Raw genomic sequence first — 15924 nt, 5'->3', positions numbered from 1 at the left:
GAGGATCTGCGGGGTGGGGGGAACATGCCGCGTGCGATGACACGTACACGGAGCGGGGTGGCCGCGCTGGCAATCGCCGGTGCCGTCACACTGATCGGGCAGGCGGTGGTGCCGGCGGCACCGGCCGCCGCTGCCGCCGGCTGCGCCGGCGCACAGCACGACTTCAACGGGGACGGAATCCGCGACACCGTGATCGCGGACCCGGAGGCCACGGTCTCCGGCAAGGAACGTGCGGGACAGATCCACATCGTCTACGGCGGGGACAAGGGCACCTTCCTGCTGTCGCAGGACTCGCCGAACGTCTCCGACGGTGCCGAGGAGGGCGACCAGTTCGGCTTCTCGTACGCCGTCTACGACGCCAACCTCGACGGATGCAGCGACATCGCCGTCGGCATCCCGTTCGAGGACGTCGGCACCGTCCAGGACGCCGGACTCGTCCATCTGGTCTACGGCTCGACCACGGGCGTCACCGGCGGGACCAGCTCCATCGGCTTCCGCCAGGGCTCCGACGGCAAGCTCGCCGGCGGCTACGAGGCCGAGGACTGGGTCGGCTACGCCGTGGCCGCCGGACGCTCGGCCACCAACATCCCCTTCCTGGTCATCGGCGCCCCCGGCGAGGACGGCGGCGAGGGCAAGGACATGGGGATGTTCCACTACGTCTACGGCGTCGGGTACGACGTCGCCCACGTCGCCCAGGACAGCACCGGCGTCTGGGAGGACCCGGAGCCCAACGACCGCTTCGGCGCCTCGATCGCCGCCACCGACCGGCACTTCGTGGTCGGCGCCCCGGGCGAGTCGACGGCCACCAGCACCGGCAACCGTGAGTTCGCCGGCGGCGTCGTCGCCTTCCGGCCGTCGATCAACACCTACGGCATCCCCGACCCGCTGTTCGGCATGGGCCAGGGACGCACCGGCACCGGCGACACCACCGCCCAGACCGACGACCAGTACGGCGCCGCGCTGGCGATGGCGCCCTACCGGCCCGCCGGGGCCACCTCGAACACCGACTCGCTCCTCGCGGTCGGCGTCCCCGGGGAGGACCTCGCGGGGACCGTCGACGCCGGGGCCGTGCACACGTACCACATCAAGGCCGACGGCACCGTGACACCGCTGCGCTGGATCGACCAGAACCAGCCCGGCGTCGAGGGAGAGGCCGAGCCCGGCGACTTCTTCGGCCGGCGGCTCGCCGCCGTCAACACCTCCCCGTCCGCGCCCGGCACGGCCGCCACCATGCGCCTGGCCGTCGGCGTCCCCGGCGAGGAGGACACCGAGGAGTTCCCCGAGGAGGGCGGCGTGCAGATCCTGCCGCTGCTCGGCGACCCCGGCACCGGTGACGTATGGCTCTCGCCCGGCCACGGCATCCCGGCCGCCGTCCGGGCCCCCCGCACGCTCCTCGGCCTCGGCATCGGCGCGAGCCCCACCGCGCTGTACGTCGGCGTCCCCTACGGACCCGCCGAGAACCGGGCCGTCCACGCCTTCCCGTGGAACACCCCCGACGGCGGCGCGCCCAGCCGGACCTGGCGCCCCGGTGAGGGCGGCATCCCGGCGGAGAACTCCGCCTTCGGAGCACTTCTGAGCTGACCGACCGGCCGCCTCCCGGCACCCGGCCGGGTGCCCCGCCGTCCCGGCGGGCCCCGTCCGGCGCCCCGGGGGCCGCCGTGCCCTGCCCGGCTCCGTCCCGTCCGGCACGTACCCGCCCCCGCGCTCGCGGGGCCGGTCACCGTGCGCCCGGCGCGGGGCCGCCCCGGGCAGCCGGCCCGCAGGCACCGGCACCTCCGCAGTCCGCAGGCCCACCCCGGGCACAGCCGCCCAGGGGCCGGGGCCCGGGGACGCGTGTGCCGAGCGCCGGCCGCGGCCGGCAGGCCGCACCCGAAGGGGACGCGGCGCCATCACGGATCCCGGCCCGACGAGCCGGAACCGCACCAGGGGAGGGACCCACCTCAGTGATCAGACCGCTCCGCCCGCGCCAGCGGGCCATACGACGACGCACGGCGCTCGCCGCCGGGGCGTTCGTCCTGACCGCCGCCGGTGCGCTCGGGCTCGGACCGGTGTCCCCGGCCGCCGCCGCGGCAGCCGCCTGTACCGGCGCCGAGTCCGACTTCAACGGCGACGGCATCCGCGACACCGCGATCGCCGACACGGAGGCGACGGTCAACGGCATGCCCGGCGCCGGCGTCGTGCACATCGACTACGGCGGCGGCAAGGGCACCATGGTCCTGTCGCAGGAGACCGCCGGCGTCCCCGGCGCCGCCGAGGCCGACGACCAGTACGGCTTCGCGCTCGCGGTCTACGACGCCGACCGCGACGGATGCAGCGACCTCGCCGTCGGCATCCCCTACGAGGACCTGGACACACCGGACGCGGGCCTCGTGCAGATCGTCTACGGCTCCACCGCCGGACTGAACGGCGGCAAGGCGGTGCGCGAGTACAAGCAGGGCGAGGGCGCCCCGCTCGGCGGCGGCGCCGAGGCCGGCGACCTGACCGGATACGCCCTGGCCGGGGGCAGGACGTCCGCGGGCGCCTCCTACCTCCTGATCGGCGCGCCCGGCGAGGACATCGGCACCGCCGTGGACACGGGAGCCTTCTTCTACGTCCAGAACGACGCCGCCACCGCCCTCGGCAACCACCAGGACACCGCGACGGCCGGCGCCGTGCCGGGTGTCGCGGAGAACGACGACCGGTTCGGCGCCTCCCTCGCGGCCACGCCGACGCACTTCGCCGTCGGCGCCCCCGGCGAGGCGCTCGGCACCGCCACCTTCGCGGGCGCGGCGACCGTGTTCAACCACACGCTCACGTCCGGGTACCCCAAGCCGCTGTTCGGCATGGGCCAGGACCAGGACACCATCGCCGGCGCCGAGGAGGTGGGCGACGGCTTCGGCACCGCCCTGGCGATGGTCCCGTACCGGGCCTCCGGGGCCACCTCGACCACCGAGTCGCTGCTCGCCGTCGGCGTGCCCGGCGAGGACCTCAAGTCCACCGTCGACGCCGGAGCCGTGCAGATCTTCCGGATCGGCGCCTCCTCGTTCACCGAGACCATGTGGATCGAGCAGGACACCGCGGACGTCGAGCAGGAGAGCGAGGCGGGCGACTTCTTCGGACAGCGCCTGGCCGCCGTCAACACCTCGCCCAACACCACCACCACCGGCGCCACGGCGCGGCTCGCGATCGGTGTGCCCGGCGAGGAGTCGGCCGAGGAGCACCGCGAGAAGGGCGGTGTCCACATCGTCCCGATGATCGGCGCCCCCGGCGCCTCGGACGCCTGGATCGACCCGGGCTGGGGCATCCCCGGTGAGCCCGCGGCCACCCAGCTCGCGGGCCTGAGCCTGTCGGGCAGCACGGCGGGACTGCTGGTCGGCATGCCGTACGGCCCCGCCGCGGGCCACGCCGTCCACCTCTTCCCCTGGAACACCGTCAACGGCGGTTTCCCCAGCCGGACGTTCAAGCCCGGCGAGAACGGCATTCCCGCGGGCGACACCGCCTTCGGCGCCACGGTCCGCTGATGAACCACAAGGAGAACGGACAGATGTCCAGACGCACACCCCGCGGCATCCTGCTGCGCGCCGCCATAGCCGCGGTCGCCGCCGGCGCCGTACTGACCGGCGGCTTCAACGCCCTGCCGCAGGACGGCGGCGACGCCGGCGCGGCACCGGAGCAGGAGACCGTCGGCACCGGCACCCCGGTGCAGACGGAGGCCGAGGCCCTCACGGTCGCGAAGAAGAGCAACAAGCAGGTGGAGATCCTCGGTATGCGCACTGCGCGCCGGGAGATCTACGCCAAGCCGGACGGCACCTTCACGGCCCGTGAGTACACCGACCCGATCCGCACGTTCAAGAACGGTTCCTGGGCCGACATCGACCGGACGCTGCGGCGGGCCGCGGACGGCAGTGTCGCGCCCAAGGCGACCGCGGTGGACCTGAAGTTCTCGGACGGCACGGCCGGGCGGCCGTTCGTGACGATGAACCAGGCGGGCCGCGAGCTGTCGCTGACCTGGCCGTACGGGAAGCTCGCGGCGCCGGTCCTGGACGGGGACACCGCGACGTACCGGGACGCGCTGCCGGGGGTGGACCTCGCGGTGCGCGCGGAGGCGGACGGCTTCGGTCATCTGCTGATCGTCAAGACGCCCGAGGCGGCGGCCGATCCGCGCCTCGCGCGGCTCGACCTCGGCATGAAGGCCGACGGGCTGAAGATCAGCGAGGACGCCAAGGGTGCGCTGAAGGCGGAGGACGCCGCGGTGGGCGGCACCGTCTTCGAGGCGGGCAAGCCGGTGATGTGGGACTCGGCGGCGGTCAAGGAGGCGGCCGCCAGGAAGCAGGGCCCGAAGGCGGTCTCCAAGGCGCTCGCGGCGGCGAGCGCGGACGCGGACCCGGCTCCGTCGATCGCGCCCGAGCCGGCGCTCGCCGGTCCCGGCGGCGGCGGGAAGACCTCGCCGCTCGGCGTGGAGGTCGGCAAGGGGAAGCTGTCGCTGGTCCCCGACCAGAAGCTCCTGAGGGGCAAGGACACCGTCTTCCCGGTCGTCATCGACCCGATCCAGCGGACCACGTCGCGCAGCGCGTGGACGGGCATCATGTCGGGCATGCCGGGCGAGCAGGACTGGAAGTACTCCGGCAGCGCGGGTGTGGGCAAGTGCCCGACCGACTACAGCCCGGTCTCCTGCAACGGTGTCGGCGTGCGCCGGCTGCTGTTCACCATGGGGATGTCGTTCTACAAGGGCAAGCAGATCCTCGGCGCGACGTTCTCCGCGCGGGTCGAGCACATCTACAGCGCCTCGCCGACGGCCGAGCCGATCCGGCTCTACCGCATCGGCGGCAAGAACTACAGCATCAACTCCTCGACGAGCTGGTCGAGCGCGTCCAACGACTGGTCGGACCACATCGGCACCGTCGACAAGGCGATCTCGCCCACCAGTTGCTCCAGCGGGGCGAACCTGCACTTCGAGGGCGGTGCCTCGGGTGAGCTGACGAGCGAGGTGAAGACCGCGGCGGCCGAGGGCTGGTCCTCGATGACGCTGGGTCTGCGCGCCTCCGACGAGTCCCGCCTGCCCGAGTGGAAGCGGATCTGCGGCAACGCGTACCTGTCGATCAGCTACAACAACCTGCCGCGCAAGATCACCTCGCTGTCGCAGAACCCGGGCGGCATCTGCACCTCCGGCGCCGGGCGCCCCTACGCCGAGAAGCCCCCGCAGCTCCAGGCCATCGCCAGCGACCCGGACCACACCTCCAGCAGCACCGACAAGGTGAAGGTCGAGTTCAAGGTCGACTGGACGGACCCGGTGACCAAGGAGGCCAAGAGCTACACGTATCTCACACCGTCGTGGCTGGCGCCGACCTCCGGCACCAAGTTCACCCACACCGTGAAGTCGTCGATCCCGCAGAACACCGTCATCTACTGGAGCGCACGCGCCACCGACGGTGACGGCTACGGCCCGTGGAGCTACGACGGGGACACGGTGCGCTGCGAGTTCATGTACGACGCCACCCTGCCGGGCAAGCCGAACGTGCTGTCCAAGCAGTACCCGTCCGACAGCGTGTACCACGACGGCGTCGGCACGTACGGCTCGTTCACCTTCACGCCCAACCCGAACGACAACGTCCCGGACGCCGACATCGTCGAGTACCGGTACGCGTTCGACAGCACGGCCACCCCGGCGACCACCGTGCCCGCCACCTCCGCGGGCGGTCCCGCGACGGTGAACTGGATGCCGACCCGTTCCGGGCGTCACTGGGTCGACGTGATCGCCGTCGACAAGGCGAAGAACCCGAGCACCAAGGCGCACTACGAGTTCCTCGTCACCGAGGGCACGCCGGTCGCCGCGCAGTGGAACCTCGCCGACGCGCCGGCCAGCACCGAGGCGCACGACGAGACGGGCGTGTTCGCCGCCGACGCCGGCACCGGTGTCACCTTCGGCGTCGAGGGCCCCGGCGGCAAGGCCGACGCGGCCGCCCGCTTCGACGGCACCGCGGCGTCCTACGCCGACGTCAACGAGACCGTGCTCGACTCCTCGGAGAGCTTCTCCGTCAGCGCCTGGGTCCGCCCGAAGGGCACCCCGACGCGTGACATGGCGGTCGTCAGCCAGGACGGCACCGGCGAGCCCGGCTTCACCCTCGGCTACGACAAGACCGCCGGCACCTGGGCGTTCTCCGTCCCGGTGACCGACGTCGACTCGCTCGGCGAGTGGAAGGCCGTCGCCACCGGTGTCACCGTCGTGCCCGACCAGTGGGTGCTGCTGACCGGTGTCTACGACGCCACCAAGTCCGAACTGCGGCTCTACATCAACAAGGACTCCAAGGGCACCGCGTCGCGCCGTTCGGTGTGGAAGTCGTACGGTCCGCTCCAGATCGGCCGCAGCACGGCCAAGAGCGGCTACCGCGACAACTTCACCGGCGACCTCGCCGAGGTCCGGGTCTTCGACCGCGTCCTGCCCGCCGCCCAGGTGGCGGAGATGATGACGGTCAAGCCCGAGCGCAAGAACTACTGGCAGCTCGACGTGAAGTCCGGCACGACCTCCCCGGACACCGGCACGGGCCAGCCGCTGACCCTGGCGGGCAACGCCCTCATCATGCCCAAGCCCGAGGACCCGCTGTCGCCGGACCCGTTCCCGATGGTCGGCGCGGGCCACATGGTGCTCGACGGTGCCGGTGACTACGCGTCCACGGCCACCGCCCCGGTCACCGGCGCGGCCAGCTTCACGCTGACCGCCCGGGCGATGCTCACCACGATCGACCCGGAGAAGGCGCAGACCGTCCTCTCGCTGCCGGGCGCGGCGGCCAACCGCCTCGCCGTGCGCTACCGCCCGGGGGCCGACGTGGACTCGCCCCCCATGTGGGAGCTCGCGGTCGCCGAGACCGACACGGCCGGCGCCACGGTGAAGACGTTCAGCGACGACCAGGAGCTGCCGGACACCGACCCGGCCGGCCAGCACCTGGCGGTCGTCTACGACGCCTTCGCCAACGAGATCCGGCTGTACGTGAACGGCATGCTCGCCGACATCGCACACGGCAGCGACGACACCCTGTGGGCCGCCACCGGCGCCCTCCAGGTCGGCCGTTCGGCCCTCGGCGGCGGCAGCGAGTACTTCGCCGGCGCCATCGACGAGGTCCGCGTCTACAGCGGAGCCGCCGACAAGACGGCGGTCCAGCAGATGGCCAACCCGATGGCCCTGCCGGACATGTAGGACCCCTGAGGGCGGGTGGGACGGCCGTGCCGTCCCACCCGCCCCTTTTTCTTCCGTCCGACATCAGCCCGGACCGCCGGCGGGACAGCACGCGGCTCCGGGGGAGGGACCCCACCGATGAACCGACCGACCCGCCCGCGCCCGCGGGCGGCACGACGGCGGACTGCGCTCGCCGCGAGCGCCGTCGTCCTCGCCGCCGCCACGCTCGGGCTCGCGCCCGGCGCGACGGCGGCGGCCGCCGCCTGCTCCGGCACCGAGTCCGACTTCAACGGCGACGGCATCCGCGACACCGCCATCGCCGACCCGGAGGCCACCGTCACCGGGCACGCCCGTGCCGGACTCGTCCGGATCGTCTACGGCGGCGGCAAGGGCACCTACGAACTCAGCCAGGACTCTCCCAACATCCCCGGCGGCGCCGAGGAGGGAGACCGGTACGGCTTCGCCCTCGCGGTCTACGACGCCGACCTCGACGGCTGCGCCGACCTCGCGGTGGGCGCTCCCTACGAGGACATCTCCACCAACGCCGACGCCGGTTCGGTCCACATCGTCTACGGCTCCGCCGCGGGCTTCAACGGCGGCAAGGTGCCCAAGGAGCACCTCCAGGGCGCCGGCACCACCATCGGCGGCGCCGCCGAACCCGGCGACTGGCTCGGCTACGCGCTCGTCGCCGGCAAGACCTCGGCGGGCACGCCGTACCTCGTCGCCGGCGTGCCGGGCGAGTCCATCGGCAGCCCTGCCGTCGAGGACGCGGGCGGCTTCGTCTACATCCACGGCACCGCGCAGACGGTCGTCGGCGTGATCAGCCAGAACGTGGAGACCGGGGGCGCGGTGCCCGGCGTCGCGGAGACCGACGACCGGTTCGGCGCCTCCCTCACGTCCACCCCCACGCACTTCGCCGTCGGCACCCCCGGCGAGGCCATCGGCACCGTGCCGTTCGCCGGCGGGGTCGCGGTCTTCAGCCACACGCTGGCCTCCGGATACCCGAAGCCGCTCCTCGGACTGTCACAGGACGCGGACACCGTCGCCGGCGCCGAGGAGGCGGGCGACGGCTTCGGCACCGCGCTGGCGATGGTCCCCTACCGGCCCTCGGGCGCGACCTCGACCACCGAGGTCCTGCTCGCCATCGGCAGCCCCGGCGAGGACCTGTCGACGACCGTGGACGCCGGAGCCGTGCAGATCTTCCGGATCAACGCGAGCGGCGGGTTCAGCGAGACCATGTGGGTCGAGCAGAACACCGCCGACGTCGAGCAGGAGGGCGAGGCGGGCGACTTCTTCGGCCAGCGTCTCGCCGCCGTCAACACCTCCCCGAACACCACCACCACGGGCACGACGGCGCGCCTGGCGATCGGTGTGCCCGGCGAGGAGTCGGCCGAGGAGCACCGCGAGAAGGGCGGCGTCCACATCGTCCCGATGGTCGGCGCCCCCGGCACGTCCGACGCGTGGATCGACCCGGGCTGGGGCGTCCCCGGCGAGCCCGCACCGCTCCAGCTCGCCGGACTGAGCCTCTCGGGATCGACGGCGGGTCTGTACGTCGGCATGCCGTACGGCCCCGCCGCCGGCCATTCCGTCCACCTCTTCCCCTGGAACACCGCCAACGGCGGTGCCCCCAGCCAGTCGTTCAGGCCGGGCGAAGGCGGCATCCCCGCGGGCGACACCGCCTTCGGCGCCACGGTCCGCTGACGGCACACGCGGCACAGCCGCGCCCCATGACGCACCCGGCCGGCGGGGGCCCGAGCCCCTGCCCGCCGGGTGGCACAGCCGCGAGGCCGCCACGGTCCCCGAGGCCGTGGCGGCCACGCACCACCCACCATTCCTTACTGACGTGCGGAGACACGTGATGCCATTTCGCGGCCGGTTGCTGAACCGGCGAATACCAGGGCGGCTGCTTGCGGCCACCGCTCTGGGGGTGACGATCGCTCTGACCGGTTCCTCGGTGCAGGCGATGCCGCTGACCCTGGAGGAGCAGGTCCGGGGTCGTCCCGGTGTGCAGGACTTCGGTGATCCGGTCGAGGGCCGGGACGCGAAGGCGGCGCCGCGGCGTGCCGATGCGGCGCGGAAGGCGGCCGTCACGGCGCTGGACAAGGCGGTCTGGCCGGGCGACGGCAGCGCGGAGCTGGCCGTTGCGGCTTCGGGCAAGGAGAAGGTGGTCGGCGGTCTGCCGGTCACCGTCACATCCGTGCCGGTGAGGGCGGCGAAGTCGGCCCGTGCTGCTGCGGCTGCGTCGCCCGCCGAGGTGCGGGTGGATGTGCTGCCGGGGAAGCGGGCCGGTGAGCTGGGCGCGGGTGCGGTGCTGCGGGTGGAGCGTTCGGACGCGGGGGCGAAGGCTGCTCCGGTCCGGCTGACCGTGGACTACTCGTCGTTCGCGGAGGGGTACGGCGGCTCGTATGCGTCGCGGCTGCGGTTGGTGCAGTTGCCGGCGTGTGCGGCGGTCGCGGTGCCGGGCAGCGCCGGGTGTCCGGAGCTGCCGAAGCCTCTGGCGACGGTGAACGATCCCGAGGCGCGCACGGTGTCGGCGTCGGTGACGGCGGCTCCTGCGCAGGCGGCGGGCGCGTCGACGATGGCGGCCGAGGCCGCGCCGCTGGTGGCGCTGGCGGCGGGTCCGTCGTCGGGCCAGGGTTCCTACAAGGCGACGTCCCTGGCTCCTGCGTCGAGCTGGAGCGTCGCCAATTCCAGTGGCGGGTTCAGCTGGAACTATCCGATGCGGACGGTTCCGACGCCGGGTGGTCTGTCGCCGACGGTGGGTCTGGGGTATTCGTCGCAGTCGGCGGACGGCCGGACGGCGGTGACGAACAACCAGGGTTCCTGGGTCGGTGAGGGTTTCTCGTACGACGCGGGGTTCATCGAGCGCCGTTACAAGCCCTGTTCCGATGACGGGCACGAGTCGTCGGGTGAGCAGTGCTGGGCGTTCGACAATGCCTCGATCATGCTCAACGGGACGTCGAGTGAGCTGATCAAGGACGACGATTCCGGGGCGTGGAAGTTCGCTTCGGACGACGGTACGAAGGTCGAGAAGCTCACGGGTGCGTCGAACGGTGACGACAACGGTGAGCACTGGAAGGTCACGACGGCCGACGGTACGCAGTACTGGTTCGGGCTGAACCGGCTGCCGGGGTACACGGACGGCAAGGAGACGACCGGTTCGACGTGGACCGTGCCGGTGTTCGGTGACGACTCCGGGGAGCCGTGCTACAACGCGACGTTCACCAGTGCGCACTGCAAGCAGGCGTGGCGGTGGAGTCTTGACTATGTCAAGGACACGCACGGCAATGTGATGTCGTACTTCTACGCGCCGGAGACGAACTACTACGCGCTGAACGGGAAGACGGACGTCAACGGTACGGCGTATCACCGTGGCGGCTGGCTGAAGCGGATCGACTACGGTCAGCGTGACGGTCAGGTGTATGCGGCGAAGGCGCCGGCGCGGGTGGTGTTCGAGACCGCGGAGCGTTGTCTTCCGACGTCGGATTTCGATTGTGCGGAGTCGAAGCGGACGAAGGCGAACGCGGCGCGGTGGCCGGACACTCCGGTGGATCAGGAGTGCAAGGCCGATACGAAGTGCACGGTCGGGCAGACGTTCTGGACGACGAAGCGGCTGACGGGCATCACGACCCAGATGCGCAAGAGTGCGACCGAGTACCAGGATGTGGATGCGTGGTCGTTCACGCATCTGTTCACGGACAACGGTGACGACTCGAAGACGCTGTGGCTGTCGAAGCTGGAGCACGAGGGCCGGGTGGGGACGGCGGCGAAGCTGCCGGCGCTGGAGCTGTTCGGTGAGCAGCTGGTCAACCGGGTGGATGCGATCGGTGACAACATCGCGCCGTTCCACCGCTACCGCCTCGCCGCTGTGGTGAGTGAGACGGGCGCGCAGCTCGATGTGAACTACGCGCCGACCGAGTGCTCGAAGGCGTCGCTGCCGAAGCCGGGTGAGTCGGTGAAGCGGTGTTATCCGGTGAAGTGGGCGCCGCCGGGGACGATCGAGCCGATCACGGACTGGTTCCACAAGTACGTGGTCGCGGAGATCGTGGAGACGGACCGCACCGGTGGTGGCGACTCCCTGGTCACCCGCTACGACTACAAGGGTGACGCGGCCTGGCGGAAGGCGAAGCCGGACGGGATCACCGAGGACAAGTACCTCACCTGGGGTGGCTGGCAGGGCTACGGCAAGGTCACCGTCACCTCGGGCAGTGCCGATGTCCAGTCCACCCGCGTCGACTACACCTATCTCCAGGGCATGGACGGGGACAAGGACCCGGACGGCGGCAACCGCTCCGTCAAGGTCAAGGACTCGACCGGCGCGGAGTTCACGGACGCGGAGGAGTTCACCGGGCACCAGCTGGAGGCCCAGACCTGGAACGGCGACAAGGTCGTCTCCAAGGTCATCGGCACTCCGTGGAAGGTGAACACCGCCACGCAGACGCGCAGTTGGGGTACGACCCACGCGTCGATCGTGCGCACCGAGACCGAGCGCGGCTTCGAGCTGCGGTCCGGTGGGTCGTGGCTGGAGTCGAAGACGGTCACGAAGTACGACACGGCCAACGGCACCGGCCGGGTGACCGAGGTCGACGACCAGGGCGATGTCTCCACCTCGTCCGACGACACCTGCACGCGCACCTGGTACGCCGACAATCTCTCCGCCAACCTGCTCACGCTGCCGTCGCGCAGCGAGTCGGTGGGCGTGAAGTGTTCGGCGACGCCGGACCGCAAGACGCAGGTCCACGCCGACGAGCGCACGTCCTACGACAACAAGGCGTTCGGCGAGGCCCCGACCCGGGGTCTGGCGACCACGACCGAGCGGCTGACCGCGCACAACGGCACCACCGGCACCTACCAGGTCACCGGCACCACGACCTACGACGGTTTCGGGCGGCCGCTGTCGCAGAAGGACGCGTCGGGGGCCGAGACCAAGACGTCGTACACGGACGTCAACGGCCTGATCTCGCAGACGAAGAACACCAACGCGCTGAACCACGTCACCACCACGGACTACGTCCCGGCGTGGGGCATGTCGGCCGGTCAGACCGACGCCAACGGCAAGCGCACCGACCTCGCCTACGACGGACTGGGCCGCCTGACCTCGGTCTGGCTGCCGGACCGGGCGAAGACGCAGACGCCGTCCATCAAGTACTCCTACAACGTCCGGCGTGACAAGGTCACGGCGATCCGGACGGAGAAGATCGAGAACGACGGCTCCTACGGCTCCGAGTACGAGCTGTTCGACAGCCTGCTGCGCCCGCGTCAGCTCCAGACCGAGGGCCCGAAGGGCACCCGGATGGTGGCGGACGCCTTCTACGACGGCACGGGCAAGGTCAAGCAGACCAATGCCACCTACAACGCGGCGGGAGCGGCGTCGGACGAGCTGCTGATCGTCCGCAACGGCGAGGTCGGCCAGCAGTCGCTGCTGCGGTACGACGGTCTCGGCCGTCCGACCGCGCAGATCATGGCCGTCTCGGGCGCCGAGCAGTGGCGCACCACGACGAGCTACGACGGCGAGCGCACCACGGTCGACCCGCCGCAGGGCGGTGTCCCGACGACGTCGATCAGCGACGCCCGGGGCAACACGAAGGAGATCTGGCACTACAAGGGCGACTCCCCGAACCCGCTGCTGGGTTACGACGTCACCAAGTACACCTTCACACCGAAGAGCCAGCTGGAGACCGTCACCGACGCCAAGGGCAACGTGTGGCGCTACGAGTACGACCTGCTGGGCCGCAAGACCAAGAGCGTGGACCCCGACGCGGGGACGTCGACGACGCAGTACGACGGGCTCGACCGACCCGTCTCGGCCATCGATGGTCGCGGGAAGAAGATCTCCACGGTCTACGACAAGCTGGGCCGGCCCCTGTCGACCTGGCAGGGCGAGGCGAACACGGGGACCCGGTTGACGGAGACCCGGTACGACAAGGCCGGCATGCTCGGGCAGCCGTATGCGGACCTGAGCTATGTCTCGCCGACGGAGTACTTCGCGACGGTCACGCAAACGTGGGACGACCTCTACAGGCCCCTGCGGACGGACTACGTGGTGCCGGCGTCCCAGGGAGCGCTGGCGGGGACCTACTCGTTCACCTCGGCCTACAACCGGGACGGCACGGTGCAGTCCAGTGGTCTGCCGGCTGCCGGCGGTCTGGCCGGCGAAGTCCTCGTCAGTGAGTACGACGAGTTGCAGCGGCCGACGACCCTGACGGGTGCGACGCCGTACGTCACCAACACGGTCTACTCGAACAAGAGCCTTGTTCAACAGTACGAGCTGAACACCGGTGGCAAGAAGGTCTGGCAGACCTTCGACTACGAGACGGGCACCAACCGTCTCAAGCGCATGGTCGTGGACGTGTACGGTGCTCCGGCGCCGGTGAAGGAGGCGAACTACTCCTACGACCAGGCCGGCAACGTCCTGTCGATCGCGGACACCTCGAACACGGCCTCGCCGGACGTGCAGTGCTTCGGCTACGACGCCCGCAAGCGTCTCGCCGAGGCGTGGACACCTGCGGCCACCGTCGCCGAGGCGGCCGGCAGCGGCTCCACCGGTTCGGTTGCGCCGCTCGACGGTTCGGGCCCGGCCGCCTGTCAGGCGGCTCCCGGCGCGAAGGCGCTCGGCGGCCCGGCGCCGTACTGGAAGTCGTACGTCACCGACGCCATCGGCAACCGGACCTCGGAGACGGTGCACGACACCGGGCTGAACCCGGCGAAGAACATCACCCGCACCTTCACCTACGGCGGCGCGGGCGCGCTCGGCGACGGACCGCACCAGGTCACCAAGGTCGTCGAGAACACCCCGACCGGCGACCGGCAGTCCAGCTACGAGTACGACGACTCCGGCAACACCACCAAGCGCACCATCGGCGGCAACGCCCAGACGCTGGAGTGGACCGCCGACGGGAAGCTCGCCAAGGCGAAGGAGGCCAACGGCTCCGAGACGACCTACCTCTACGACAGCGCCGGCAACCGGGTCCAGCGCAAGGACACCACCGGCACCACGGTCTACCTCCCCAATACGGAGCTGAAACTCTCCGCCGACGGCGCCAAGAAGACGGCGACCCGCTACTACGCCCACGCCGGGCAGACGATCGCCGTGCGGACGGACGACGGCACCGTGTCGTTCGTCGCGTCGGATCACCACGGCACCGGCGAGGTCGCAGTCGACGCCGTGACCGGTTCTGTGTCCCAGCGCCGCTTCGATCCCTACGGTGTCGAACGGGGCACGGCGACCGGGACCTGGCCGGGCGAGAAGGGCTATGTCGGCGGCACCATCGACAAGTCGACCGGGCTGACCCATCTCGGCGCACGCGAGTACGACGCGGTGATCGGCAAGTTCATCTCCGTCGACCCGCTGATCGACTACACCCAGCCGCAGCAGATCAACGGCTACGCGTACGCCAACAACACCCCGGTCACCCACGCCGACCCGAGCGGCATGGCGATCCCGGAGTGCATGCAGGGCCTGATCGAGTGCCGCGGCGGTCTCCCCGTCCCCAGCAAGGACAGGAACCCGACCTACCAGGAGGAGAAGGCCGTCTCCGGGGCGGAGACCAACCTGGCCGGGGCGCAGGGCCAGCAGACGGCGGCCAAGCAGCGGATCAAGTCCGCGGGCAAGGCGCTCGTCAAGATCGCCCGGGACATCCTGGGTGTGGACGCCGCTCTCGACTGTGTCTCCAGCGGTGACATGGGCGCGTGCGGTGAGACGCTGCTGAACATCGCGGGCAGCTTCGCCGGCGGTCTCGCCGGCAAGATCCTCGCCAAGTACGGCGCACCGTGGAACTGGGCCAAGGGCGCCAAACTCGCCAAGCGGGTCGTCAATCTCGTCGGCGACCTGGTCGGCGGGGTGAAGGACCTCTGGAAGGCCAGCAAGGCCGTCGACAAGGCCAAGGACGGCGTTTCCAAGGCCAAGGACGCACTGGCCGCGGCCAAGAAAAAGGCAGCGGCGGCGCTCAAGAAGAAGCCGAAGTGCCACAGCTTCCTGCCGGGTACGCAGGTGCTCCTGGCCGATGGAACCACCAAGGCGATCGAAGAGGTTGCTCTCGGAGACAAGGTGACGGTCACCGACTCCGAGACCGGTAAGACCACGGTCAGGGAGGTCGCCGGCACGATCGTCACTGAGGACGACAAGCACTTCGTCGATCTGACGGTCCTCGGCGGGGCGGGAGTGCCCGAGGCGCTCATCTCCACCACGACCCACCCGTTCTGGGTGCAGTCCGAAGGGCGGTGGATCGAGGCGGGTGATCTCCGACCCGGCATGGAGCTGCGTACTCCGGACGGCGACGCCGTAAAGGTCACGGACACCCGCTACTTCGACGAGCGTCAGCGGACCCACGACCTCACCGTCACGGGTATTCACGCGTACTACGTCCTGGCCGGCTCGACCCCGCTCCTCGTGCACAACTGCGACGGGGCAGGGGATGTTCCATCTCCGCGACGCTTCACGTCGGACGACCCCGACGTGGCAGAGCTGGCGAACGCCATCGAGGAGCGCTACCCCGGACACGTCGTCGACGTGAACCACACGAGGGACGGTGTCGAGATCGACATCGAGACCAGGAACGCCATCATCGAGGTCAAGGGAGGCAACGGGTCGGGTCTGACCAAGCAGATCGAGCGTCGGCAAGGACCGTCGGCGATCAATCCGCAGGGCAAACCCGTCTTCGGCTATGCGAGGAACATGGGCGTAGCATCCAAGTCCATCAATGCCGCAGGAGGCGTCGCCGCCGGTGGCAGGCAGAGTTCACTGGAAGATCTCCTGGAAGTGCTGAGGCCGTAGC

The 15924-nt window shown here is 70.8% G+C and carries 5 protein-coding genes; all 5 read left to right on the top strand.

The window, feature by feature from the left end; genetic code table 11:
- Positions 1 to 36: 36 nt before the first annotated feature.
- Positions 37 to 1581 carry a VCBS repeat-containing protein gene (locus tag JE024_RS11080; protein ID WP_244882761.1) on the top strand — a complete coding sequence of 515 codons (1545 nt, stop codon included), beginning with the start codon at positions 37 to 39 and terminating at the stop codon, positions 1579 to 1581.
- Positions 1582 to 1943: 362 nt separating this feature from the next.
- Positions 1944 to 3500, top strand: coding sequence for a VCBS repeat-containing protein (locus JE024_RS11075; RefSeq protein ID WP_244882760.1), 1557 nt, complete (start codon positions 1944 to 1946; stop codon positions 3498 to 3500).
- Between the two features lie 23 nt (positions 3501 to 3523).
- Entirely contained in the window at positions 3524 to 7171 is a 3648-nt protein-coding gene (locus JE024_RS11070) for a LamG domain-containing protein (RefSeq protein WP_205373420.1), read from the top strand.
- Positions 7172 to 7288: 117 nt separating this feature from the next.
- Positions 7289 to 8851: an FG-GAP and VCBS repeat-containing protein gene (locus tag JE024_RS41920; RefSeq protein WP_280521554.1), complete on the top strand. Its 1563-nt coding sequence runs from the start codon at positions 7289 to 7291 to the stop codon at positions 8849 to 8851.
- Positions 8852 to 9077: 226 nt separating this feature from the next.
- Positions 9078 to 15923 carry a polymorphic toxin-type HINT domain-containing protein gene (locus JE024_RS11060; protein ID WP_244882758.1) on the top strand — a complete coding sequence of 2282 codons (6846 nt, stop codon included), beginning with the start codon at positions 9078 to 9080 and terminating at the stop codon, positions 15921 to 15923.
- Position 15924 lies beyond the last annotated feature (1 nt).

It is taken from the genome of Streptomyces zhihengii, assembly GCF_016919245.1.
Lineage (GTDB): Bacteria > Actinomycetota > Actinomycetes > Streptomycetales > Streptomycetaceae > Streptomyces > Streptomyces zhihengii.
The sequence above is the reverse complement of the archived record's forward strand: the minus strand, read 5'-3'. Positions and strand labels throughout refer to the sequence as shown.

Coding starts and splice junctions, on each gene's coding strand:
- JE024_RS11080 (WP_244882761.1), top strand. CDS start 37: ATGACACGTACACGGAGCGGGGTGGCCGCGCTGGCAATCGCCGGTGCC.
- JE024_RS41920 (WP_280521554.1), top strand. CDS start 7,289: ATGAACCGACCGACCCGCCCGCGCCCGCGGGCGGCACGACGGCGGACT.
- JE024_RS11070 (WP_205373420.1), top strand. CDS start 3,524: ATGTCCAGACGCACACCCCGCGGCATCCTGCTGCGCGCCGCCATAGCC.